Here is a 23,325-nt window from a genome sequence, read left to right as displayed (position 1 = left end):
CCGGTTAAGCGGGAGACCATGGGCGATCTGGCGCGGATGCTGCTGCTGCTGGGACTGGCCGGGACGGTGGTCACCTTCCTGGGCAGCGCGGCGATCTGGATGATGGACGAGGACCGCCGTATCCGCCGGGCCCTGCGCCGGGTGCTGAAGGCCGAGCCCGACAGCCTGGTGATCGCCAGGGGCCGCGGTCGGGGCGCCGGCTTCGCCTTCGAGAGCGGCCTGGCGGCGGTGGCCTGGGACCGCGGCGCCTGGTGCCTGGTCTATCGCATCGACGAGCTGATGGGAGCCGAGCTGCTGATCGACGGCCGGGTGGTGGCCCGGGCCTTCCGCAACGAACCGCGCCGGGCCCTGGACCAGGTGGTCTCCACGGCCAGCCAGGTCACCCTGCGGCTGATCTTCGACGACCCGCGCCATCCCGATTTCGAGCTGGACCTGTGGCTGATCGGCGACGAGGCCCGCCGCGAAGCCACCTCCCCCGCCGCCGCCATCCAGGAGGCCAACCGCTGGCTGGCCCGCAGCGAGGCGGTTCTGCGCCGCCCACCCGCCGCCCCTCAGCCCGCCCCGGTCGTCGCCCGTCCCGAACCCGCGCGCGCTCCTCCTCCCGCCGCGACGGACAACGATCCCGAACTGCCCTGGGACGAAGACGAATAGGCTATAATTGACAGTGTAAATTTATAGGCCCATCCTCCCGCCAATCGGAGAGACCGCCATGACCCTGCTGATCGCCGCCGCGCTGTTCTTCCTGGCTATCCACCTGCTGATTTCCGGCACCGCCATCCGGGGCGGGCTGGTCAGGGTCATCGGCGAAGGCCCTTATATGGGCCTCTTCACCCTGGCCTCGTTCGCCGGCCTGGGGGCGCTGATCTGGGGCTATATCCAGGCGCGCGGCCTGGGCGAGGTCTACTGGCAGGCGCCCGACTGGGGCCGTCACCTGCAGATGGCCGTCACCCTGCTGGCCTTCCTGTTGATCGTGCCGGGCCTGACCACCCCCAACCCCACCAGCGTCAAGCAGGAGGGCGTGCTGGACAAGCCCGACGCGGTGAAGGGCATGGTGCGCATCACCCGCCACCCCTTCCTGTGGGGCGTGGCGCTCTGGGCGGCCGGCCACCTGTTCCTGAACGGCGACACGCCCAGCGTCATCCTGTTCGGGACCATGCTGCTGCTGGCCATCTTCGGAACGGTCAGCATCGACGCCAAGCGCCGCAAGGCGCTGGGCGAAAGCTACGCCGCCTTTACCGCCAAGACCTCGAACGTCCCGTTCGCCGCCATCCTGACCGGCAAACAGCCGCTGAAGATTGGCGAGATCGGCTGGTGGCGGATCGCCCTGGCGTTGGTCCTGTGGGGTCTGACAGCCTGGTTCCACGGCGCGATGTTCGGCGTGGCGGCGATCCAGCGCGGTTAGATATCCGCGTAGACGTGCCGCTCGCCCGCGAACCCGGGATGCGTCACCGCCCCCAGGTGCGCTGGCCCGACGGTCTGGGCGAACTTCCACAGCGCCCCTGAGCCATAGGCCGTGACCTTGGGTTTCCACTCGGCCCGGCGGCGTTCCAGCTCGGCCTCATCGACCTCCAGATCCAGCGTCCCGGCGTCGGCGTCGATGGCGATGATGTCGCCGTCGCGGACCAGGCCGATGGGGCCGCCCTCCTGGGCTTCGGGGCCCACATGGCCGATGCACAGGCCCCGCGTGGCGCCGGAGAACCGGCCGTCGGTGATCAGGGCCACCTTCTCGCCCCGGCCCTGGCCGGAGATGGCGGCGGTGGTCGACAGCATCTCGCGCATGCCGGGACCGCCCTTGGCGCCCTCGTAGCGGATGACCAGGACATCGCCGTCCTGGTAGTCGCCGGCCTCGACCGCGTCGAAACAGGCCTGCTCGCCGTCGAACACCCGGGCCGGGCCGCGGTGCTTGCGGTGGGAGGTGTTGCCGGCGACCTTGACGATGGCCCCGTCGGGGGCGAGCGAGCCCCACAGGCCCACCACCCCGCCGGTCGGCGACAGCGGCTCGGAGACCGGGCGGATGACCACCTGGTCGTCGCGCCACTTCACGCCCTTCAGGGTCTCGGCGATGGTCTGGCCGGTCACGGTCATGCAATCGCCGTGCAGGAAGCCGCCCTCCAGCAGGGTCTTGAGCAGCATCGGCACCCCGCCCGCCTCACCCATATGCTTGGCCACGAACCGGCCGCCGGGCATCAGGTCGGCGAGGTAGGGCGTGGCCTTCATGATCTCGCAGACGTCGCGCAGGGTGAAGTCGATGCCGCACTCATGGGCCATGGCCGGCAGGTGCAGCCCGCCGTTGGTCGAGCCGCCGGTCGCCGCCACGACGCGGGCGGCGTTCTCGAAGGCCTTGCGGGTGCAGATGTCGCGCGGGCGGATGTTCCGTTCGATCAGCTTCATCACGGCCTCGCCCGAGGCCTCGGCATAGCGGTCGCGGTCGAGATAGGGGGCCGGCAGGGCCGAGGACAGCGGCAGGGCCAGGCCGATGGCTTCCGACACGCAGGCCATGGTGTTGGCCGTGTACTGGCCACCACAGGCGCCGTCACCGGGGCAGGCGTGCTGCTCGAGCTCGCACAGGTCTTCCAGGCTCATCTTGCCGGCCGAGTGCTGGCCGACGCCTTCGAAGACGTCCTGCACGGTGACTTCCCGCTCCTTGTAGAGGCCGGGCAGAATCGAGCCGCCATAGAGGAAGACGCTGGGCACGTTGAGCCGCAGCATGGCCATCATCATGCCCGGCAGGCTCTTGTCGCAGCCGGCCACCCCGACCAGGGCGTCGTAGCTGTGGCCGCGCATGGTCAGTTCGACCGAGTCGGCGATGACCTCGCGGCTGACCAGCGAACTGCGCATGCCCTCATGGCCCATGGCGATGCCGTCGGTGACGGTGATGGTGCAGAACTCGCGCGGCGTCCCCCCGGCCCGCTTGACCCCGACCGAGACGGCGTGGGCCTGGCGCATCAGGGCGGTATTGCAGGGCGCCGCCTCGTTCCAGCACGAGGCCACGCCGACGAAGGGCTGGGCGATCTCGCGGCTGCCAAGGCCCATGGCGTAATAGTAGGAGCGGTGCGGTGCGCGCGACGGTCCCTCCGTCACATGGCGGCTCGGCAGGCCCGACTTGTCCCAGCTTCCGTCCGGCTTCCTGGCCATGGTCATCACTCCCGATCTGGCGACTGCCATAGCGGGCGCCGCGTCGCAGCAAAAGGGAGAAATCTTGCGCCAGGGCGCCGCAAACGCCCCGGCGCCGGCAAGACGCTGCTACAGCGCCGCCTTGATGGCCCCGACCAGTTCCGGATCGTCCGGGGTGGTGCGGGGGCCGAAGACGTTGATCAGGCTGCCGTCCTTGCCGACCAGCAGCTTGTGGAAGTTCCAGACCGGCTCGGCCGGCTCGCCCACTTCCGAGACCGCCCATTTGTAGAAGGGGTGGGCGTCGGGGCCTTTCACATCGACCTTCTCGGTCATCGGGAAGTCGATGCCGTAGGTGGTGCGGCAGAACTCCTGGATCTCTTCGGCGCTGCCCGGCTCCTGGCCGGCGAACTGGTTGCTGGGCACGCCCAGCACGACGAAGCCCTCGTCCTTCAGCTCGCTATAGAGCTTTTCCAGCCCGTCATACTGCGGGGTCAGGCCGCACTTGGACGCGACGTTGACCACCAGCACCACCTTGTCCTTGAAGGTCGTTAGCGGCAGGTCGGAACCGTCGAGCGCTTTGAAATCGAAGTCGTAGGCGTTGGACATGGTTTTCCCTCTCAGAATCCGGCGGCGGTTTCGACGGCCAGGCCCAGGTCCAGAGCCCGGGCGGCCTCCTCGGCGGTCACGACTGGACGCGGCGCCTCGCCCCGCACGGCGGCGACAAAGCCGCCGACGCTGGCCCCCAACGGATCGCGGCCGGCCGGGGTGTCGGCGAAGGCCTCGTTGAGCTTGAACGGGGTCGAGTTGACGAAGGTGCGGGCCACGAAGTCGATCTCCAGCCGGCCCGACGGATAGATCAGGGTCATGGTCCGCTCGCGGGAGTCGTGGACGCGGCTGGCCTCGAACACAGCGGTGAAGCCGTCGGCGAAGGTGGCCTCGGCCCAGATGTTGTCCGGCGTGCCCTCGGCCTCGACCGCCAGCGGCTCGGCGTCGGTCAGGGCGAGCGCCAGGTCCAGGTCATGGATCATCAGGTCCAGCACCACCGAGACGTCCTGGCTGCGCGGCGAGGGCGTGCCGCGCCGCACCGCTTCCAGCCGCAGCGGCTTTTCGGGGACGTCGAACAGTCCCATGGCCCGGAACACCACACGCTCCTGGTGGCCGCAGGCCAGCACCAGCCCGGCCTTGGCGGCGGCCGCCAGCAGCTTGTCGGCGTCGTCCAGGTTCGCGGCCAGCGGCTTTTCGACATAGACCGACTTGCCGGCCTTCAGCGCCGCCAGGGCGCTGGCGGCGTGGGTGGTGGCGGGCGAGGCCACCGTGATGATGTCGCAGGCGGCGAACAGGTCGGCCAGGTCGCCATAGGCTTCGACGTTCAGCTGCTCGGCCATCATGAAGCAGCGCTCCGGATGGGTGTCGTAGACCCCCATCAGCTGGATGCCGTCCATCTCGGCGTATTTCTTGGCGTGGTAGCCGCCGAAGACGCCCGTGCCGATCACGCCGGCCTTCAATATTGCGCTCATGCTCGCCCTGTAGCGCAATTCGGAGGCTTTCGCGAACCCCCGCCAGGGTCTAAACGATTGTTTGAATTTACATCATAAACCCTGGGAGAGAGCCATGACGACCTCGAAGGAAATCCGCCTGAAGTCCCGCCCGGTCGGCCTGCCCACGGCTGACAATTTCGAACTGGCCAGCGTCGACCTGCCCGCCCCCGGCCCCGGCGAGGTCCAGGTCCGCAACCTCTTCATGTCGGTCGATCCCTATATGCGCGGCCGCATGTATGACCGCCCCAGCTATGTGCCGCCCTTCCAGATCGGCCAGGCCCTGCAGGGCGGCGCCATCGGCACGGTGGTGGCTTCGAACGACCCGTCGCTGAAGGAAGGCGACCTGGTGCAGTCGATGTTCGGCTGGCGCGAAGCCTTCAACGCCCCGGCCAGCGCGTTGCAGAAGTCCGACGCCCACGGCCTGCCGCCCCAGGCCTTGCTGGGCGTGGCCGGCATGCCCGGCATGACCGCCTATGCCGGCCTCTTGCGGATCGCGGCGTTGAAGGAGGGCGATGTGGTCTTCGTCTCGGCCGCCGCCGGGGCGGTGGGTTCGGTCGTCTGCCAGATCGCCAAGCTCAAGGGCCACACGGTCATCGGCTCGGCCGGCGGCGCGGAGAAGTGCGCCTTCCTCAAGGAGATCGGCGTCGACCACGTCATCGACTACAAGGCCACCAAGGACCTGACCGCCGCCCTCATGGAAGCGGCGCCCAAGGGCATCGACGTCTATTTCGAGAATGTCGGCGGCGAGCACCTGGAGGCGGCCATCAACGCCGCCCGCCCCTTCGCCCGCTTCGCCCTCTGCGGGATGATCAGCCAGTATAACGAGACCGGCGAGCCCAAGGGCCCGTCCAACATCATCCAGGCGGTGGGCAAGAGTCTGCGCCTGGAAGGCTTCATCGTCTCCAACCACTACGACATGCTGCCCGACTTCCTGCGCGACATGTCGGCTTGGATCGCGTCCGGCCAGATGAAGTGGAAGGACACGGTCGACGAGGGCATCGCGGCCGCGCCCGGGGCCTTCATCAAGCTCTTCAAGGGCGAGAACCTGGGCAAGATGCTGGTCAGGCTCTCCTGATCACGACAGGGGGTGAAGGCGAGATGCCGCTTTCACCCCGCTCGCCTGGGGGTTACAAGCCCAGCGGTTAGCGGCGATGCGCCGCCTCCACCAGGAGCCTGCGCAGTGTCCCGCCTGTTCAACGCCTACATCATGGTCGACTGGAGCGCCGCCGCCGCCCCGCGCGAAGGCAAGGACTCCATCTGGATCGGCGTGACCAAGCGCGACATCCGCTTCCGCCCGACCTTCGAGGCCTTCAACCCGCCGACCCGCGAGGCGGCGATGGCCCAGCTGCGCGACATCCTGGCCGACCTGCGCCGGCGCAGCGAGCGGGCGCTGATCGGCTTTGATTTCAGCCTGGGCTATCCGCGCGGCACGGCCGAGGCGCTGAAGCTGAAGACCAATGACTGGGCGGCCATGTGGGCCTTCCTGGGCGCCAACGTCGCCGACAAGCCCAACAATGTGAACAACCGCTTCGCCGTCGCCGCCAAGATGAACCGGCTGATGACCGACCAGGCCTGGCCGTTCTGGGGCTGCCCGCCCAAGGACGCCCAGCGCTGGCTGTCCTCGACCAAGCCGACCTACGACGCCGCCGGCCTGCCGCCGCAATTTCGCCTGGCCGAGGAAGCCACCGCCGGCAAGGGCAAGGCCGGCGCCAAGAGCACCTGGCAGGTGTTCGGCAACGGCACCGTCGGCAGCCAGGCCATCACCGGCATTCCGCGGGTGCGGACCCTGGCGGCCGAACTGGGCGACAAGGCCAGGGTCTGGCCGTTCCAGACCGGCTGGAAGACGCTGACCGAGGCCGATCTCGACGGCGTGGCGGTGGTGTTCGCCGAGGTCTATCCGGCCCTGGTCGAGGTCAAGCCCGAGCCCGGCGAGGTCGTCGACCGCGCTCATGTCCGGGCCCTGTGCGAGCACTTCACCCGCCTGGACGAGGCGGGCAAGCTGGGCGCCGCCTTCGCCCCGGCCAAGCCGCCGTCGGACGAAGAGCGCGAGATCGTCGAGCGGGAAGAAGGCTGGATTCTGGGGGTCTAGAGGCGCTGTGGCTTCGACGCCACGCCCCTGCCCTTCCTGTTTCCGTCCCGCCATGAGCCCGCTTGCCGAGCGGCGTTATCCATGACAAACGCCCGCTCCCAACTTTGGAACGAGGCCCACCCCGCATGATCATGCGCGCCAAAACATATTGCCAGCGGCCGGAAGGCCTGCGGCTGCGCGCGCCTGGGTGGAACCTCTCCGGCGCGCGCCTGAACTCGAACACCTGATCCAGCGCGGCACCCGGAGGCGTCGCGCGACGACGCCAACCGGAAGACCGCCATGTACGTCTGGACCCAATTCAGGGGCCAATCCTGCACCCCCACGCCGCTGCTGCGGCATCTGGCCGGCGACTTCGCCGTCCGGGTCGGGGAACTGTGGCCAGCGCCCCATACCCCGTTCCTGACCTCCAGCACCGGTCAGCGGCACCTGATCTTCATCGCGCTGACGGTCGAGACCCCGTACGCGGCGATCCGGGCCAACCTGGAGCGGCCGGTAAAGCGGGCGGTGCGCGCCCTGCTGCCCGACGCGCCGGACGGCCTGGTCCGGGCGCTGGACCGGCTGGGGGAGACCGCCTGGTCAGAAGCCGACTACCGCCGGCTGCTGGTCCTGCTGGATCGGCCGGATGCCGCCAAGGTGCTGAACCACGCCGCCGCCATCGACCCCGATCTGGTCGGCGGGCTGACGGCCTTTCCGGCCCCGCTGCTCGAAGCGGGGCTGGCGCGGCTGAAGCTGTCACCGGACCAAGCCGCCATCGCCAGCGAGATCTGGCAGGCGATCGTGACCCGCGACGGCCCGCAAGCCGGCCGGCGTCTCGCCGAGCGGATGGCGCGGCTGAACGGCCCGACCCAGCTCTTCGAGCATCTGCGCGAGGAAATGGTCGGCGAGGTCGCGCCGCCGCCCTTCCCGGGCACGGCGCGGCTGCGGCCGCTGGCGACCAAGGCGGCGATGCGGGAAGCGGCCGGGCGGTTCAACAACTGCCTGCGCGATCACATCGGCGCGGCGGCCGACGGCAGCCGAGCCTACTACGAGTGGCTGGGTCCGCCGGGCGCCGTGGTGGAGATCATGCAGGATCCGGTGTGGGGCTGGCGGCTGGATGAGGCCCGCCTGCGCGACAACAACGTGATGACGCCCGCCGACCGCGAGCCTCTGATCGCTGAGCTGCGCGGGATGGGCGTCCATGTCGGCCGGTCGTACTGGCAGCTGCAACGCGACACCTGGGGCGCTCTGCAACCGGGTTACCGGCTGGAGCCGCCGGACGCCGCGATCGGCGCCTACTTCGGGGAATGACCAGCCAGGCTTCCGCCGCTTCGGCGGCGGAAGCCTGTGTTGCGTCGCCTCAAGTTGCGTTGGGCGCTGGCCCGGTCCACCTTCCCCTCAACCGAGACCTCGGGGGAGGACCGCCCATGACCGCCACAGCGCCGACAGGCGACCGCTATCTCAGCATCGATGCGGTGCGCGGTTTCGCTGTGCTGGGCATCCTGCTGATGAACATCACCGGCATGGCCGGCCCGACCTTCGGCTATATCGACCCCACCTATGCCGGCGGCACCACGCCCGCCGACCTGTGGACCTGGGCCGTCAATCACGTGCTGACCGACGGCAAGATGCGCGGCCTCTTCACCATGCTGTTCGGGGCTTCGACGGTGCTGATCGCCGACCGGGCCGAGCAGGGCCGAATCCAGCAAGGTGGGGGCCTCGGGCCGGTCGCCACCCACTATCGGCGGATGTTCTGGCTGCTGGTGATCGGCATGCTGCACGCCTACTTCCTGTGGTGGGGCGACATCCTGGTCTGCTACGCGGTGGCGGGCCTGCTGGTCTTCCCGTTCCGCAAGCTCGATCCGAAACTGCTGGTGGCGCTGGGCGCCCTGATCCTGGTCCTCGTCGTCGCCCACAATGTCTACGGCGCAAACCAGATGCGGGCCCTCTCCGACGCCATCGCCAGCGGGACGGCGACCCCCGCCATGACCGCCGAGTGGAACCAGGCCCAGCTGCTGATCAGCCCGCCCGCCAGCATGGGCGATGGCGAGATCCGCCTGTTCCGCGGCGGCTTCATGGAGGCGCTGCAGGCCAGGGCCTATGTCGCCGTGCTGATGCAGCTCTTCGTCGAGCCGCCGGACGGCTTCCCCGAGGCCATCGGCCAGATGCTGATCGGCATGGCCCTGTTCAAGAGCGGCTTCTTCACCTTGAAATGGTCGACCAAAGCCTATGCCACAGCCATGGCCGTCGGCTATCTGATCGCCGTCCCGGTCACGGCCTGGATCACCTGGGAAATCTGGGACAACGGCTTTGATCCCCTGCTGCGGATGAACCTGGACGCCTGGGGCGCCATTCCCCGGCCCTTCATCGCCATCGCCCACGGCTCGGCGCTGTTGTTGCTGGTCCGCTCCGGCGCGCTTTCCTGGCTGATCGACCGCTTCGCGGCCGCCGGGCGCATGGCGTTTTCCAACTATCTGATGACCTCGATCATCACGACCTTCCTGTTCTGCGGTTTCGGGCTGGGCCTCTACGGCCACCTGTCGCGCTTCGAGCAGCTCTATGTGGTCGGCGGAATCTGGGTCTTCATCCTGGTCTGGAGCAAGCCCTGGCTGGAGCGCTTCCAGTACGGGCCGTTCGAATGGGTCTGGCGCAGCCTGGTGCAGTGGAAGCCCCAGCCCTTCGTCAGGCGCCCTCCCCCTCCTGGCTCTCAAGGTCCCGCTTCAGCCGAGCCAGCAGGCTGACCGCCTCGGCCGCGTAGGGCGAGATCCAGCGGTCGGAGATGTCCTTGAAGGGGCCGGCGTTGAGGTAGTTCCAGCGCTGGCGCCCCTCGCGCCGGGCGATGATCAGCCCGGCTTTTTCCAGCACGCCGATGTGCTGCATGACCGTGCAGCGGTCGAGGCTGTCCCCGAACCGCGCGCAGAGATCGCCGGTGGTGCGCGGCTCGGCTTTCAACAGATCGAGGATCTGCCGCCGCCGCCGGTCCGCCAGGGCCTTGAACACCAGGTCGTCTTCGTCGTCGCTTGACATGTTATATTCTTATAACATATTGAGCCGCAGATCGCAACGAAAGGCGCTTCCATGGAACCGAAGTTCCAAGTCCAACTGAAAATCAGAAAGCCGGTCGCCGAGGTGTTCGACGCGGTGGTCAATCCCGCCAAGCTGACCGGCTATTTCCTGCAGACCTCCAGCGGCCCGCTCGTGGAGGGCGCGACGGTGAAGTGGAAATTCCAGGAGGTCGAAGAGCCCTTCGACGTCGTCGTCGGCAAGGTGGTCGCCAACGAGCGCATCGAGTTCGACTGGCCGTCCGGCAAGGACAGTCCCGACACCCATGTCGAAATGGTCTTCAAGCCGTTGGATGGGGGAAGCACCATGGTCCAGATCAGCGAGTCCGGCTGGCCCGCCACCGAGGCCGGCTTCAAGTCCTCGCACGGCAACGCCGGCGGCTGGATGCACATGCTGGCCTGCCTGAAGGCCTACATCGAATACGGGATCAACCTGCGGGCCGGCGGGGCCTTCTAGCTGGCCTTGCGCAGATCCTCGTCGCGCAGGTCCTTCAGCTTCTCGGCCACCAGGAAGGCCAGCTCCAGCGCCTGCTCGCCGTTCAGCCGCGGGTCGCAGTGGGTGTGGTAGCGGTCGCCCAGGTCGCCCTCGAGCAGTTCCCGCGCCCCGCCGATGCATTCGGTGACGTCCTGGCCGGTCATTTCCAGGTGGACGCCGCCGGGGTGTACGCCCTCGGCCCGGGCCACGTCGATGAAACCCGAGACCTCGGCCAGGATCTGCTTGAACGGGCGGGTCTTGTAGCCGCTGTTGGCCTTGCGGGTGTTGCCGTGCATCGGGTCGATGGCCCAGACGACATTGCGGCCGGCCGCCTTGGTGGCCTGCATCAGGCGCGGCAGGCGTTCGGCCACCTTGTCGGCCCCGAACCGGCCGATCAGGGTCAGGCGGCCGGCCTTGTTCTCGGGGTCCAGCCTCTCGACCAGCCGCAGCAGGTCGTCAGGGTCGAGGGTCGGGCCGACCTTCATGCCGATGGGGTTCTTCACCCCGCGCAGGAATTCGACATGGGCGCCGTCCAGCTGGCGGGTGCGCTCGCCGATCCACAGCATGTGGGCCGAGGTGTCGTACCAGTCGCCCGAGGTGGAATCGACCCGGGTCATCGCCTCTTCCAGGCCCAGCAGCAGCGCCTCGTGGCTGGTGAAGAACTCGACCTGGTGCATCGAGGGGTGCGACTGCGGCGTCACCCCGATGGCGGCCATGAAGTCCAGCGACTCGCTGATCTTGTCCGACAGTTCGCGGTAGCGGGCGCCCTGCGGGCTCTTGTTGACGAAGTCGAGCGACCAGCGGTGGATGTTGTGCAGGTCGGCGTAGCCGCCGCCGGCGAAGGCCCGCAGCAGGTTCAGGGTCGCCGCCGACTGGGTGTAGGCCTTCAGCAGGCGCTGGGGATCGGGGACCCGTTCGCTCTCGGTAAAATCCATGCCGTTGATGATGTCGCCGCGGTAGGACGGCAGGGTGACACCGCCGATAGTCTCGATCGGCTCGGAGCGCGGCTTGGCGAACTGGCCGGCGATGCGGCCAACCTTCACGATCGGCTTGCCGCCGGCGAAGGTCAGCACCACCGCCATCTGCAGGATCAGGCGGAAGGTGTCGCGGATGTTGTCCGCCTTGAATTCCTTGAAGCTTTCGGCGCAGTCGCCGCCCTGCAGCAGGAAGGCCTTGCCCGCCGCCACGTCGCCCAGCAGTTCGGTCAGCCGCCGGGCCTCGCCGGCAAACACCAGAGGCGGCAGAGCCTTCAGCTCACCTTCCACCCGCGCCAGGTCGGCCGCGTCCGGATAGTCGGACGGGATGTGCTTGGCGGGCTTCTCTCTCCAGGTCGTCGGGGTCCAGCGGTCAGTCATGGTCGTCACTTCACAAACGGGAGCGGTTGCTTACAGGAACCGGGGCTTTTAGGCAAAAAGATGCGCGCGGGTCGCGAAAATCCGCCGCGGCGCGCACGGCTGTTGCAGCGGGATCAACCGCCGGCGCTAAACAGCGCCCTGACGACGCCGGCCAGCGCCCCGAGCAGCAGCAGGGTGGTCGCCCCGCCCTGGATCATGAAGCCCAGGGCCCGACCCTTGGGATCCTTCACATAGCCGAACATGTAGAGCACCCGCCCCAGCAGCCAGACCGCGCCCAGTCCGGCGGCCGCCCATTGGCTCCAGTACTGGGCGAACAGCCACAGCGACGGCAGGAAGAGCGCCAGGCTCTCCAGCGTGTTCATGTGGACGCGGAAATGCCGCTCGAATTCCGGATGACCCACCGTCGCCGGCGCCAGGATGCCGAACCTGGCCCGGGCCAGCGACACCCGGATCAGCGCCCACATGCAAAGCGCCAGGGCCAGAACCGTTATCAGCGCCACCAGGTTCTGATCGGCCATCGTGTCAGGCCTTGCGCCGGACGCTGATGATCGGCACCGGCGGCTTGAGAATCTGGCCCTTCATCCATGGGATCTTGGGGTCGTCCCCGGTCGGCATGGCCAGGATTGCCCGGGCCACGTCCATGCCCTGCGCCACCTGGCCGAAGGCGGCGAAGCCGGCGTTGTCGCCGGGCTGGTCGGGATGGGCGTCGAGATAGGGGGCGTCGCCCACGCAGATGAAGACGCTGGAGGTCCCGCTGCCGACCGCGAAGCGGGCCAGGGACAGGGTGCCGTCCAGGTGCTTGAGGCCGGTCTTCAGAGTGCTTTCGTGGGCGACAGGTGGAATCTGCGGATTGGGGATCGGCTTGGCGTTGAACTGCACCAGCCCCGTGGTCGGGGCGCCCTCGGTCCGCACGGCCCGGAACACCTTGGCGCCGTCATAGCGGTGAGCGTCGACATATTTCAGGAAGTTGGCGACGGTGAGCGGGGCCTTGTCCCTGAACAGGTCCAGGATCAGCACGCCTGCCCCGGTCGTCATGGTCAGCCGGACGACGCCGGGGGCCGGCGGCGCCAGCGGCGGCGGGGCGGCGGGCGGCGGGGCGGGTTCGGCCGTCGTCTGGGCAAGGGCCGAGCCGGAGGTCAGGGCCAGGGCTCCGGCGGCGGTGATGAAATCTCGGCGTTGCATGGCGCGCTCCTGATATCCCCGCCACAGAATACCGCGATGGCGGCCTCAGGCCACCGCCCCCAGCTCGGGCGGGCTGTATTTCTCGCGCATGGTCACGAACTCCTCCGCCGCCGTCGGATGGACGGCGCAGGTGGAGTCCCACTGGGCCTTGGTGACGCCCATCTTCACGGCGATGGCGGCCATCTGGATGATCTCCGGGGCGTCGGGGCCGCACATATGGACGCCCACCACCTTCTGGTCGTCGGGCTTGACCAGGAGCTTCATCAGGCAGCGCTCCTCGCCACCGGTGAAGGTGTATTTCATCGGCCGGAACACGGCGCGGTAGACGTCGATCTGGCCGAATTCCTTGCGGGCCTCGGCCTCGGTCATGCCGACCGAACCGATCGGCGGCTGGCTGAAGACGGCGCTGGCCACCATGTCGTGGTCAAAGGCCGTGGGATTGTCCTTGAAGGCCGTCTCGGCGAAGGCGACGGCCTCGCGGATGGCCACCGGGGTCAGGTTGATGCGGTCGGTGACATCGCCGACGGCCCAGATGTTGTCGGCCGTGGTCTTGGAATACTTGTCGACCTTGATCGCCCCCTTGTCGTTCAGCTCGACCCCGGCGGCTTCCAGGCCCAGGCCCACGACGTGCGGGTTGCGCCCCGTGGCGAACATCACCTGCTCGGTGGTCAGCTCGATGTCGTTGCTCAGGGTGCTGACCAGCCCACCGGCGGTCTTGACGATCTTCTCATGCTGGCAGCCCAGCACCACCCGAACGCCCTTGCGTTCCAGTTCGGTGGTCAGGTGGAGCCGCAGGTCATCGTCAAAGCCGCGCAGGATGTTGGGGCCGCGATAGAGCAGGGTCACCTTCGAGCCCAGCCCCGCGAAGATGCCGGCGAACTCCACGGCGATATAGCCGCCCCCGACGATCAGGATGCTCTCGGGCAGCTTGTCGAGATGGAAGGCCTCTTCCGAGGTGATGCCGAACTCGGCGCCGGGCAACCCCTCGGGCCGCACCGGACGGCCGCCGGTGGCGACCAGGATCTTGTCGGCGGTCACCGTCATGTCCTTGCCGACGATTTCGACGGTGTGGGCGTCCTTCAGCACCGCCCGGGCATGGACCAGCTCGGCCCCGGCCTTCTGCAGGTTGGTCACATAGATGCCCGACAGGCGGGCGATCTCGATGTCCTTGGCGGTGATGAATTCCTTCCAGTCGAAACTGGGTTTGCCCACCGTCCAGCCGAAGCCCTCGGCGGTCTTGAAATGGCTGGAGAATTCGCTGGCGTAGACCATGAACTTCTTGGGGACGCAGCCGCGGATGACGCAGGTCCCGCCGACCCTGTGCTCCTCGGCGACGGCGACCCGCGCCCCGGTCATCGCCGCCAGTCTCGCCGCCCGCACCCCGCCCGATCCGGCGCCAATGACAAACAGGTCGTAGTCGTACTTGGCCATCAGGCGCTCCGGTCGCGGTCAGTCTGTTTAAGCTATGTAGGGGTTCAGGGCGTCAGCCGCACCACGCCGGCGTCCGTGCCGACCAGGGCCTCGTCGGCGAGGTCCAGGAAGAGGCCGTGGTCGACCACCCCGGTCACCGATTTCAGGGCCTCGGCCAAGGCCGCCGGGCTCTCGATGCGGCCGGGCGACATGTCGTAGATCAGGTTGCCGCCGTCGGTGATGGTCAGCCCGCGCTCCGAGCGGCGCGGGCGCGGCGGCAGCAGGTCGAACTCGGCGGCGATGTCGGCCAGCCGCTGGCCGGTATGGACATGGCCAAACCGCACCACCTCGATCGGCAGCGGGAACTTCCCCAGCGCCTCGACCCGCTTGGCCGCGTCGGCGATAACCACGCAGCGCCGGGAGGCCTCCCAGACCAGCTTCTCGCGCAGCAGCGCCGCCCCACCCCCCTTGATCAGCGACAGGGCCGGCCCGATCTCGTCGGCGCCATCGACGGTGAGGTCGACCCGTTTGACGTCGTCCAGCGCGACCAGGGCGATGCCCAGTTCCCGCGCCAGCTCGGCGGTGGCGTCCGAGGTCGGGACGCCCTGGATGTCGAGCTTCCGCGCCGCCAGGGCCCTCACGAAATGAGCGGCGGTCGAGCCGGTGCCCAGGCCGACGATCATGCCGGACTGCACGAGCTCGGCGGCGGCCTCGCCAGCGGCCTTTTTCTGGTCGTCGGCGGTCATTTAGCAGCTTCGAAGTGAACAAGGATGTAGCTGATCTTTCTCGGCTTCGTGTAGACGAGCATCAGATAGTACCCTTGACCGGCGAGCGCGCTCAAAGTCCCGGCTTGGTCCTTGGGGTCCAAATAGCTTTGCTTGCCGGCCTTGCTGGTGAAGGAATATCCAACCAAGCCGTCGCCCATCTGCGAGCCTTCGAAACCAACCCAGTTTTGAATGTCCCTGGTTCGGTGGCCATCGTCCGGGCCGCCGGCATTGCATTGATAGACTGTCTCAGCCGGCGCTACGCGAGTTGCCTTAACCGGGGTCGTCGAAAAGTTGATGGAAAGCTCATCACCGCCATCGTTTTTGATAAGCGTGAAGCCCCTCTCGGATCGCTTCGATACATCCTCCTGGTAGCCAGCGCCCCGCGCGGCAGAAACCTGGGCGTCAATCTTGCCGAGGTTGGCGAGGCAAATGGCGCGGAAGTCCGTCTCCGGGCTAGCCTCCGCGGCGGTCGCGGCGCCCAAGGTCAAGCCAACAACGGCGCAAAAGGCCGCTATGCTAGTCCGCGCAAATCGATCGCACTGGTTCATTTCGCGCCCTTCCGCGCCAGCTTCATCGCCCGGAACCGCGCCGCCCAGCCCGGCTTCTCGGTCTGCACCCCGCGTTCCAGCGCCAGCGCGTCCGGCGCCACATCCTTGGTGATCACCGAGCCTGAGCCGGTATAGGCCCCCGCCCCGACGGTGACCGGGGCGACCAGCGAGGAATTGGAGCCCACGAAGGCGCCCTCCCCCACATGGGTCTCGAACTTGTCGAAACCGTCGTAGTTGCAGAAGATCGTGCCGGCCCCGATGTTGGCCTTGGCCCCGATGCTGCCGTCGCCCAGATAGGCCAGGTGGTTGGCCTTGGCGCCCTTGCCGACCTTGACCTTCTTCACCTCCACGAAGTTGCCGATATGGGCCTCCTCGCCGATGTCGGCGCCAGGTCGCAGCCGGGCATAGGGGCCGACGATGGCGCCGGCGCGGACCACGCAGCCCTCCAGATGGGTGAAGGCGCGGATGGTGGCCCCGCCCTCGACCGTCACGCCGGGACCAAAGACGATGTTGGGCTCCAGCACAGCGCCGCCGGCGACCTGAGTGTCCCAGGACAGGAACACCGTCTGCGGCGCGACCATCGAGACGCCCTGCGCCATCAGCGCCGCGCGTCGATCTTGCTGGAAGACGGCCTCGGCGGCGGCGAGGTCCGTCTGGTTATCGGCGGGCATGACGGCGGTTTCGTCGGCGATGCGCACAGCGACGTTGGCGCCAGCCCGATTGGCCACGGCCACGACCTCGGTCAGGTAGTATTCGCCCTTGGAGTTGGCGTTGCCGACCTGGGCGAGCCAGGGGAACAGCTTGGTCGCCGGCGCGGCCATGATGCCGGCATAGCAGACCCGTTCGGCCTTCTCCTCGTCGGTGGCGTCACGCGCCTCGACGATGCGGTCCAGCCGTCCCGTCGAATCCCGGATCAATCGGCCGTAGAGGCCCGGTTCAGTCGCCTCGAAACCCAGAACCGTCAGGTCCGCGCCGGCCTCGAACAGCGAGACGATATCGTCCGGGCCCAGCAGCGGGCAATCAGCGTTGGAAACGAGCACATCGCCCTCGAAGTCCGCTAAGGCCTCCCGCGCCGCCAGCACCGCATGGGCGGTTCCGAGCGGCGGGTCCTGAATGGCCACGGCCGAATCCCCCAGGCGTTTGCGGACATGCTCGGCGACGGCGGGGCTATGCGTGCCGCAAACCACCACGACCCGTGAACAGCCGGCGGCCTGGGCCGCATCGATGGCGAGGTCCAGCATGGCCCGGCCGCCGACCCTGTGCAGCACCTTGGGCAGCGGCGACTTCATGCGCGTGCCCTGGCCGGCGGCCATGATCACGGCGGCGCGTTGCGTCATACGGGGCGACTCCATCGAAAGGCTCACCCGCGTTTAGACGAATATGGGCCGGGTTTCGACCGCTTGCGGCGTTGGGCTTTGCGGGTCTAGCCTGCCGACCTCTCTGGGGACTCCATCCATGCGCAAGCTCCTCCTCGGCCTGATGGCCGCCGCCGCCGTTCTGACCGTCGGCGCCACGACCACCGCCGCCCCGCCGCCGCTGGGCCAGGCCGAGTTGGAAAAGCGCTTCGACGCCCTGATCAACCCGGCCGACATGGACGGCTGGATGAAGCAGCTGGCCTATGAGCCCAACCATGTCGGCTCGCCGCACGACAAGGCCAACGCCGAGTTCACCCTGGGCCTGTTCAAGAAGTGGGGCTGGGACGCGCGCATCGACACCTATGAGGTGCTCTATCCCACCCCGATCAGCGAGACCCTGGAGATCGTCGGCGACAAGCCCTTCAAGGCCACCCTACAGGAGCCGCCCATACCCGGCGACAGCACCGAGCGGGGCCTGGACAAGGCCCTGCCGGCCTGGGTCGCCTTCGGGGCCGACGGCGATGTCACCGCCGACCTGGTCTACGTCAACTACGGCATGCCCGACGACTACAAGGCGCTGGAGCGCCTGAACATCGACGTCAAGGGCAAGATCGTCATCGCCCGCTACGGCGGCGGCTGGCGGGGGCTCAAGCCCCTGCTGGCCCAGATGCATGGCGCGGTCGGCTGCATCATCTATTCCGACCCCAAGGACGACGGCTATGGCCAGGACGACGCCTATCCCGACGGTCCCGCCCGGCCCGAGCGCAGCTTCCAGCGCGGCTCGGTCGCCGACATGCCGCTGTATCCGGGCGACCCGCTGACCCCCGGGATCGGCGCCACCAAGGACGCCAAGCGCATCGACCGCAAGGACGCGGCGACCATCCTGAAGATCCCCGTGCTGCCCATCTCCTGGGGCGACGCCCAGGTCTTCCTGGGCCGGCTGAAGGGCCCGCTGGCCCCCGCCAGCTTCCGGGGCGGCCTGGCGCTGACCTACCATGTCGGCGGGGAAGGCGCGAAGGTCCACCTGGCCACCAAGGCCGACTGGTCGCTGAAGACCGTCTACAACGTCATCGCCGTGATGAAGGGCGCCCAGTATCCCGACCAGTGGGTGCTGCGCGGCAACCATCGCGACGGCTGGGTCTTCGGGGCCAGCGATCCGCTGTCGGGCCATGTCGCCCTGATGGCCGAGGCCAAGGCCATCGGCGAGTTGGCCAAGTCCGGCTGGCGGCCCAAGCGCACCCTGGTCTATGCCAGCTGGGACGCCGAGGAGCCGATGCTGCTGGGCTCGACCGAGTGGGTCGAGGACCATGCCGCCGAGCTGAAGGCCAAGGGCGTCATCTATATCAACACCGACGGCAACGGCAGCGGCTTCCTCAATGTCGACGGCAGCCACGACTACCAGCATCTGGTCAACCAGGTGGCCGGCGACGTCAGCGATCCTGAGACCAACGTCAGCGTCGCCAAGCGGATGCGGGCCGGACTGATGGTCGACGCCACTGCGCCGGGGGCCAGCGACCGCGCCAAGGCCCTGGCCAAGGCCGCCGCCAGCGACGGCGACGTGCCGATCGACCCGATGGGGTCGGGCTCGGACTATTCGGCCTTCATCCAGCACCTGGGCCTGCCGGCCCTCAACCTGGGCTTCGGCGGCGAGGGCGGCGGCGGCGGGGTCTATCACTCGGCCTACGACACCTATGAGCATTACAGCCGCTGGGTCGATCCGGGCTTCCTCTACGCCAAGGCCCTGGCCCAGACCGCCGGCCGGCTGGTCCTGCGGGTCTCCGAGGCCGAGCTGCCGCCGCAGCGCTATAGCGACTTCGCCGTCACCGTGGCGGGCTATGTCGACGAGGTGAAGAAGCTGGCCGACAGCCGGCGCGAGGCGGCGACCGGCCTGGAGAAACTGTTGGCGGCCAATGCCTACAAGCTGGCCAGCGATCCCAGGAAGCCGCTGCTGCCGCCGGTCTATGAGGGCCCGGTGCCCTTTATCGGCTTCGCGCCGCTGGAGAACGCCTCCGACCGCCTCACCCGCAGCGCCAAGGCCTATGATGCGGCCCTGGCCGCCGCCGGCCCGCTGACCCCGGCCACGATCGCCAAGGTGATGCCGCTCCTGCGCGACATCGACCAGACCCTGACCACCGAGCCCGGCCTGCCGGGCGGGCGCGGCTGGTACCGCAACATGATCTATGCCCCCGGCCGCTTCACCGGCTACGGCGCCAAGACCCTGCCGGGGGTGCGCGAGGCCATCGAGGACCGCCGCTGGGCCGACGCCGACACCTATGTCGGGCTGACAGCCAAGGTGATCAACGCCTATGCCGACCGGCTGGACAAGGCCACCGCGATCCTGACGGCCAAATGAGGGCTCTCGAGGGTTGGACCATCGTCTTCGACCTGGACGGCACCCTGGTCGAGACCGCGTCGGACATCTGCGCGGTCCTGAACGACCTGCTTGAGGAGGAGGGAATTCCACCCCTCCCCTACGAGCAGGCGCGGCTGCTGGTCGGCCGGGGCGCGCGGGCGCTGGTGCAGCGGGGCTTCGTAGCCGCCGGCGCGACGGTGGCCGAGGCGCGGCTGGACGAGTTGGTCGACCGCTTCGTCGACCTGTATCGCCCCCGCCTCGCCGAGAAGAGCCGCCCCTTCCCGGGCTGCATCGAGGCGTTGACGGCCCTGCGCGAAGCCGGCGCCATCTTCTGCGTCTGCACCAACAAGCGCACCGAGCTTTCCGTCGCCCTGTTCGAGGCCCTGGGCATGAGCCACTGGTTCGCCGCCATCGTCGGCCCGGACGCGGTGGGCGCCCGCAAGCCCGACCCCAACCACCTGCTCGCCGCCATCGCCCAGGCCGGCGGCGACCCGGCCCGGGCCATCATGGTCGGCGACGGCGAGCCCGACGCCGGGGCGGCCAGGGCCGCGGGTGTGCCGCTGGTCATCGTCGACTTCGGCTACACCACCATCCCGGCGGCCGAGCTGGGCGGCGACATCCTGATCAGCCATTTCTCGGAACTGGCGGACGCCTGCCGGCGCCTGGCTACTTGCCCGGCCGTCCAAGCCTCGCTATAGACCCGGCCCTTCCCAGACGCGGAAGCGGATGCGTAGCTCAGCGGGAGAGCACCTCGTTCACACCGAGGGGGTCACAGGTTCAATCCCTGTCGCATCCACCATCCTTCGCCCTGCGGGCTTCGGATGGCGGGCCATCCAGTCTCAATCACTCAAAGTCAGAATCACCGGCCCGTTGCGGGTCGCCACCAGGGTGTGCTCGTACTGCACGGTCGGCTGGCCGCCGGGCGGGGTCAGGGTCCAGCCGTCGTCGCCCTCCTCCACCCAGTCGGCGCCCAGGGACAGGAAGGGCTCGATGGTGAAGACCAGGCCCTCATGGATGCGGCGGGTGTCGCGCGCTTCATACCAGGTCGGGATCTCGCGCGGCTCGTCATGCAGCGAGCGGCCGACCCCGTGGCTGGCCAGGTTGCGGACCAGCGAATAGCCGTTGCGGCCCGCGAAGGTCTCGATGGCCCGGCCGATCTCGTTCAGCCGTCCGCCCGGCTTGACCGCCCGGATGCCGCTCCACATCGCCCGCCGCCCGTCCCGGCAGAGGCGGGCGATCTTCGGCGCCGTCGGCGGCACGGCGAAGCTGGCCCCGGTGTCGCCGAAATAGCCGCCCAGCTCGGCCGAGACATCGATATTGATCAGGTCGCCGGCCGCCACTTGGCGATCGTCGGGTATGCCGTGCGCGCAGTCGGGCCCGACCGAGATGCAGGTCGCCCCCGGAAAGCCATAGGTGATCTCCGGCGCCGAACGGGCCCCTTCCCGCTCCAGCATGGCCCGGCCCAGCTGGTCCAGTTCGCGGGTGGTGATCCCCGGCTCCAGCGCCTTGCCCATGGCGGCCAGCGTGCGGGCCACCAGCCGGCCGGCGGCCTTCAGGCCCTGCAGGTCTTCGTCGTTTTCGATGGTCATGCCGCAGTTTAGCGCGGCGGCATCCGGATCGCACCATCCAGCCGCACCGTCTCGCCGTTGAAATAGCCGTTGCGCAGCATGGTCACCGCCAAGTCGGCGTACTCCTCCGGATGCCCCAACCGTCGAGGAAACGGCACCGACTTCGACAGGCTCTCAAAGATGGCCGGAGCCCGCGTCTTCACCCCGAGCATCGGCGGGGTGGCCATGATGCCCGGGAGGATGGTGTTGATGCGGATCCCCTCGTTCGACAGGTCCCGGGCGATGACCAGGGTCATGCCCTTGATGGCCGCCTTGGCCGCCGCGTAGGCGACCTGGCCGACCTGGCCGTCCTCGGCCGCCACCGAGCCGGTGTTGACGATGGCCCCGCGCGCGCCGTCCTCGTCGGGTTCCAGGGTCGCCATGCCCGCCGCGCTTTTGACGATGCAGCGGAAGGTGCCGACGGTGTTGAGGCCCAGCACCCATTCGAAGTCGGCGACATTGAACGGCTTGATCTCGCCGGTCTGCTTGTCCCGGGCGATGGTCTTGCCGCCGCGCCCGCCGCCGGCGCAGTTGACCAGGTAGCGCTCCTGGCCATGGGCGGCCCGGGCCTTGGCGAAGCCGGCGTCGACCGAGGCCTCGTCCATGACGTTGACATGGCAGAACAGGGCGCCGGTCTCGGCGGCCTTCTTCTCCCCGGTCTCGGCGTTCATGTCGAAGATGGCGACCTTGACGCCCAGGTCGCGCAGCGCCTTGACCGTCGCCGCGCCCAGGCCCGATGCGCCGCCGGTGACCACGGCCGCGGCGTTGCTGTCCATCTTCATCTGCGTTCCCTCCAAGGCTGTTTGCGGCACTTCAGCGCCGGCGCCCCAGGGTCATGCAATAGGCCTAGGTCGCCGGGCTCTGGATGCCCCGCACCATCTTCAGGATGGTGGCGCGCGGCATGAAGCGGGTCAGGAAGGCGGTGCGGGCGTTGCCCTTGCCGGTGATGACCACCGGGTTGTTCTTCTTGAAACCGTTATAGCCGGCCTCGGCCACCGGCATCGAGCCCATGACCTCGGCGGTCTGGCCCAGCCGCGTCGCGCCGGTGCCGGCCCGTTTGCGGAACTCGCTGGCCGTGGCGCCGGGGCAGAGGCAGCTGACATGCACCCCCGTTCCCCGCGCCTCCTCCCACAGCGCCTCGGAAAAGCGCAGCACGAAGGCCTTGGAGGCGTAGTAGATGGCCATCAGCGGGCCGGGCACGAAGGCGGCCATCGAGGCGACATTGAGGACGCCGCCCGAGCCCTTGGCCAGCATGCCGTGCCAGTAGATGTGGGTCAGCTCGACCAGGGCCCGGTCGTTGAGATCGATCATCCCCAGCTGGGTGTCGAGGTCCGAACCGTCGAACGCCCCGGCCTGGCCGTAGCCGGCGTTGTTGACCAGCACATCGACGGTGAGGCCGGCGGCGGCGATCGCCTCGGCCAGGCGCGAGCCGCCGCCATGGGCCATCAGGTCGACCGGGAAGACGGCGGCCTTGACCTTGTAGCTGTTCGACAGCCGGTCGGCGACGGCGCGCAAACCGGGCTCGCTGCGGGCCGCCAGGATCAGGTCGTAGCCGTCCCGGGCGAAGCACTCGGCCAGGTCGACGCCGATGCCGGTCGAGGCGCCGGTGACCAGCGCGGTGCGGCCTTCGCCGGGTTTCTTCTTGGCCATGGTTCACGCCCCGCGTTTGTGATCACTGTTCTTTTAGCAGCAGCGGCGGCGCTTGACCAACTCATAACCCCGGGGTTATTGCTTTGTCATGACCGTCTCTCCCGACGACCTGTTCCGGCTGCTGGGCGACCCGACCCGCCGGGCCCTCTTCGAGCGGCTGACCCGCGAGGGCGAGCTGACCGTCGGGGCCCTGACCAGCCAGGCCGGCGTCTCGCAGCCGGCGGTCTCCAAGCATCTGGCGGCCCTCAAGCAGGCCGGCCTGGTCCGCGACCGCCCGCAAGGCCGCCTGACCCACTACAGCGCCGCCCCCGAGGGCCTGGCGCCGCTGATGGACTGGATCGGTGACTACGGCTCCTTTTGGCGCGACCGGTTCGACGCCCTGGAAAACCTGCTGAACCGGATGGATCAGTAGGAATGCCTCAGGGGGCCTTGGCCGGAGGCGGAGCGGCCGGGGCGGCCGGAACGGGTTCGCCATCGACCCTGGGCAGCTTGAGATTGTGCGCCTGCAGGTTCACCGGCGCCTGCTGCTGGGCCAGCAGCGCCTTGGTCCACGGGTTCATGCCGACGCAATAGCCGGAGAGATTGCCGCATTGGCGCACCTCGCCGGTGTCGCTGTCGACCACGACAATGACCTGCTCGTCATCGGACAGCCGCGCGGCGTCCGCCGAGGCGTTGGCGGCCGGCGCGGCCGTGGTCATCCGCTGCCAGAGATCGCCCGGCTCATAGATGCCGATGCCGACATAGCGGCCATGATGGGCCGACGGACTTTCCACCGTCGGCCTGCCGCAGGCGGCCAGGCCCAGTCCGGCCAGGGCCAGGACACCCCACGTCACAGGCTTCATGC

General features: G+C 68.6%; 25 protein-coding genes and 1 tRNA gene. 11 read left to right on the top strand and 15 right to left on the bottom strand.

Annotated features, from left to right (window positions below):
• Positions 1 to 18: 18 nt before the first annotated feature.
• Both QO010_RS07845 and QO010_RS07840 read left to right on the top strand, forming a co-directional pair.
• The gene (locus QO010_RS07845) at positions 19 to 651 is read left to right on the top strand and encodes a hypothetical protein (RefSeq protein ID WP_307347980.1); all 633 of its coding nucleotides are present in this window, start codon (positions 19 to 21) and stop codon (positions 649 to 651) included.
• Positions 652 to 709: 58 nt separating this feature from the next.
• Positions 710 to 1,402 (top strand): NnrU family protein, encoded by a 693-nt coding sequence (locus tag QO010_RS07840; RefSeq protein ID WP_307347979.1) that lies wholly within the window; start codon positions 710 to 712, stop codon positions 1,400 to 1,402.
• On the opposite strand, the gene ilvD is transcribed toward QO010_RS07840, so the two are convergent.
• The 3 genes from ilvD to QO010_RS07825 all read right to left on the bottom strand — a co-directional run bounded on the left by ilvD (position 1,399) and on the right by QO010_RS07825 (position 4,631).
• Positions 1,399 to 3,135 carry a dihydroxy-acid dehydratase gene (gene ilvD, locus QO010_RS07835; RefSeq protein WP_307347978.1) on the bottom strand — a complete coding sequence of 579 codons (1,737 nt, stop codon included), beginning with the start codon at positions 3,133 to 3,135 and terminating at the stop codon, positions 1,399 to 1,401. The genes QO010_RS07840 and ilvD overlap by 4 nt on opposite strands.
• A gap of 108 nt (positions 3,136 to 3,243) precedes the next feature.
• The gene (locus QO010_RS07830; protein ID WP_307347977.1) at positions 3,244 to 3,720 is read right to left on the bottom strand and encodes a glutathione peroxidase; all 477 of its coding nucleotides are present in this window, start codon (positions 3,718 to 3,720) and stop codon (positions 3,244 to 3,246) included.
• Positions 3,721 to 3,731: 11 nt separating this feature from the next.
• A complete protein-coding gene (locus QO010_RS07825) occupies positions 3,732 to 4,631 on the bottom strand; it encodes a Gfo/Idh/MocA family protein (protein WP_307347976.1) in 900 nt (299 codons plus the stop codon).
• 94 nt (positions 4,632 to 4,725) lie between these two features.
• On the opposite strand from QO010_RS07825, the gene QO010_RS07820 reads away from it, so the two are divergent.
• The 4 genes from QO010_RS07820 (at position 4,726) to QO010_RS07805 (ending at position 9,458) form a co-directional block, all read left to right on the top strand.
• Entirely contained in the window at positions 4,726 to 5,727 is a 1,002-nt protein-coding gene (locus tag QO010_RS07820) for an NADP-dependent oxidoreductase (RefSeq protein ID WP_307347974.1), read from the top strand.
• 105 nt (positions 5,728 to 5,832) lie between these two features.
• Complete coding sequence (locus QO010_RS07815; protein ID WP_307347973.1) at positions 5,833 to 6,741, top strand: cobalamin biosynthesis protein CbiG; 909 nt, start codon at positions 5,833 to 5,835, stop codon at positions 6,739 to 6,741.
• 279 nt (positions 6,742 to 7,020) lie between these two features.
• Complete coding sequence (locus QO010_RS07810; RefSeq protein ID WP_307347970.1) at positions 7,021 to 8,028, top strand: hypothetical protein; 1,008 nt, start codon at positions 7,021 to 7,023, stop codon at positions 8,026 to 8,028.
• A 116-nt stretch (positions 8,029 to 8,144) separates the two neighbouring features.
• Complete coding sequence (locus tag QO010_RS07805) at positions 8,145 to 9,458, top strand: DUF418 domain-containing protein (RefSeq protein ID WP_307347968.1); 1,314 nt, start codon at positions 8,145 to 8,147, stop codon at positions 9,456 to 9,458.
• On the opposite strand, the gene QO010_RS07800 is transcribed toward QO010_RS07805, so the two are convergent.
• Positions 9,400 to 9,744 carry an ArsR/SmtB family transcription factor gene (locus QO010_RS07800; RefSeq protein ID WP_307347966.1) on the bottom strand — a complete coding sequence of 115 codons (345 nt, stop codon included), beginning with the start codon at positions 9,742 to 9,744 and terminating at the stop codon, positions 9,400 to 9,402. The genes QO010_RS07805 and QO010_RS07800 overlap by 59 nt on opposite strands.
• A 51-nt stretch (positions 9,745 to 9,795) precedes the next feature.
• Here QO010_RS07800 and QO010_RS07795 point away from each other — a divergent pair, with 51 nt between their 5' ends.
• Positions 9,796 to 10,236 (top strand): SRPBCC domain-containing protein, encoded by a 441-nt coding sequence (locus QO010_RS07795; protein ID WP_307347965.1) that lies wholly within the window; start codon positions 9,796 to 9,798, stop codon positions 10,234 to 10,236.
• Here QO010_RS07795 and QO010_RS07790 read toward each other — a convergent pair.
• From QO010_RS07790 to glmU, 7 genes are all read right to left on the bottom strand, one after another.
• The gene (locus tag QO010_RS07790; RefSeq protein ID WP_307347963.1) at positions 10,233 to 11,609 is read right to left on the bottom strand and encodes a class II 3-deoxy-7-phosphoheptulonate synthase; all 1,377 of its coding nucleotides are present in this window, start codon (positions 11,607 to 11,609) and stop codon (positions 10,233 to 10,235) included. The genes QO010_RS07795 and QO010_RS07790 overlap by 4 nt on opposite strands.
• A 113-nt stretch (positions 11,610 to 11,722) precedes the next feature.
• Positions 11,723 to 12,127 (bottom strand): MAPEG family protein, encoded by a 405-nt coding sequence (locus QO010_RS07785; protein WP_307347961.1) that lies wholly within the window; start codon positions 12,125 to 12,127, stop codon positions 11,723 to 11,725.
• Positions 12,128 to 12,131: 4 nt separating this feature from the next.
• The gene (locus tag QO010_RS07780) at positions 12,132 to 12,791 is read right to left on the bottom strand and encodes a peptidylprolyl isomerase (protein WP_307347959.1); all 660 of its coding nucleotides are present in this window, start codon (positions 12,789 to 12,791) and stop codon (positions 12,132 to 12,134) included.
• 45 nt (positions 12,792 to 12,836) lie between these two features.
• On the bottom strand, positions 12,837 to 14,222 hold the full coding sequence (gene gor, locus QO010_RS07775; protein ID WP_307347957.1) for a glutathione-disulfide reductase: 1,386 nt from the start codon (positions 14,220 to 14,222) through the stop codon (positions 12,837 to 12,839).
• 44 nt (positions 14,223 to 14,266) lie between these two features.
• The gene (rpiA, locus tag QO010_RS07770) at positions 14,267 to 14,947 is read right to left on the bottom strand and encodes a ribose-5-phosphate isomerase RpiA (RefSeq protein ID WP_307347955.1); all 681 of its coding nucleotides are present in this window, start codon (positions 14,945 to 14,947) and stop codon (positions 14,267 to 14,269) included.
• Positions 14,944 to 15,516 (bottom strand): hypothetical protein, encoded by a 573-nt coding sequence (locus tag QO010_RS07765; protein WP_307347953.1) that lies wholly within the window; start codon positions 15,514 to 15,516, stop codon positions 14,944 to 14,946. Before QO010_RS07765 ends, rpiA begins: the two co-directional genes overlap by 4 nt.
• Positions 15,513 to 16,880: a bifunctional UDP-N-acetylglucosamine diphosphorylase/glucosamine-1-phosphate N-acetyltransferase GlmU gene (glmU, locus tag QO010_RS07760; protein WP_307347951.1), complete on the bottom strand. Its 1,368-nt coding sequence runs from the start codon at positions 16,878 to 16,880 to the stop codon at positions 15,513 to 15,515. The genes QO010_RS07765 and glmU overlap by 4 nt, the downstream gene beginning before the upstream one ends.
• Positions 16,881 to 16,971: 91 nt before the next feature.
• Between glmU and QO010_RS07755 the strand changes: the two genes are divergently transcribed.
• From QO010_RS07755 to QO010_RS07745, 3 genes are all read left to right on the top strand, one after another.
• Complete coding sequence (locus QO010_RS07755) at positions 16,972 to 19,224, top strand: transferrin receptor-like dimerization domain-containing protein (RefSeq protein ID WP_307347949.1); 2,253 nt, start codon at positions 16,972 to 16,974, stop codon at positions 19,222 to 19,224.
• Positions 19,221 to 19,922 (top strand): HAD-IA family hydrolase, encoded by a 702-nt coding sequence (locus QO010_RS07750; protein ID WP_307347947.1) that lies wholly within the window; start codon positions 19,221 to 19,223, stop codon positions 19,920 to 19,922. The genes QO010_RS07755 and QO010_RS07750 overlap by 4 nt, the downstream gene beginning before the upstream one ends.
• A gap of 26 nt (positions 19,923 to 19,948) precedes the next feature.
• Positions 19,949 to 20,023 (top strand) — tRNA-Val (locus QO010_RS07745).
• Between the two features lie 40 nt (positions 20,024 to 20,063).
• Here the strand turns inward: QO010_RS07745 and map are convergent.
• The 3 genes from map to QO010_RS07730 form a co-directional block, all read right to left on the bottom strand.
• On the bottom strand, positions 20,064 to 20,813 hold the full coding sequence (gene map / locus QO010_RS07740; protein WP_307347944.1) for a type I methionyl aminopeptidase: 750 nt from the start codon (positions 20,811 to 20,813) through the stop codon (positions 20,064 to 20,066).
• A gap of 8 nt (positions 20,814 to 20,821) precedes the next feature.
• On the bottom strand, positions 20,822 to 21,613 hold the full coding sequence (locus QO010_RS07735) for an SDR family NAD(P)-dependent oxidoreductase (protein ID WP_307347942.1): 792 nt from the start codon (positions 21,611 to 21,613) through the stop codon (positions 20,822 to 20,824).
• Positions 21,614 to 21,677: 64 nt separating this feature from the next.
• Positions 21,678 to 22,481: an SDR family NAD(P)-dependent oxidoreductase gene (locus QO010_RS07730; RefSeq protein ID WP_307347940.1), complete on the bottom strand. Its 804-nt coding sequence runs from the start codon at positions 22,479 to 22,481 to the stop codon at positions 21,678 to 21,680.
• An 88-nt stretch (positions 22,482 to 22,569) separates the two neighbouring features.
• Here QO010_RS07730 and QO010_RS07725 point away from each other — a divergent pair, with 88 nt between their 5' ends.
• A complete protein-coding gene (locus tag QO010_RS07725; protein ID WP_307347938.1) occupies positions 22,570 to 22,893 on the top strand; it encodes an ArsR/SmtB family transcription factor in 324 nt (107 codons plus the stop codon).
• 7 nt (positions 22,894 to 22,900) lie between these two features.
• On the opposite strand, the gene QO010_RS07720 is transcribed toward QO010_RS07725, so the two are convergent.
• Positions 22,901 to 23,323, bottom strand: a complete 423-nt coding sequence (locus tag QO010_RS07720; RefSeq protein WP_307347936.1) for a hypothetical protein — start codon at positions 23,321 to 23,323, stop codon at positions 22,901 to 22,903.
• Positions 23,324 to 23,325 lie beyond the last annotated feature (2 nt).

The organism is Caulobacter ginsengisoli, from assembly GCF_030814835.1.
GTDB classification, from domain to species: Bacteria; Pseudomonadota; Alphaproteobacteria; order Caulobacterales; family Caulobacteraceae; genus Caulobacter; species Caulobacter ginsengisoli.
This window is presented reverse-complemented; position numbering and strand designations above follow the sequence as displayed.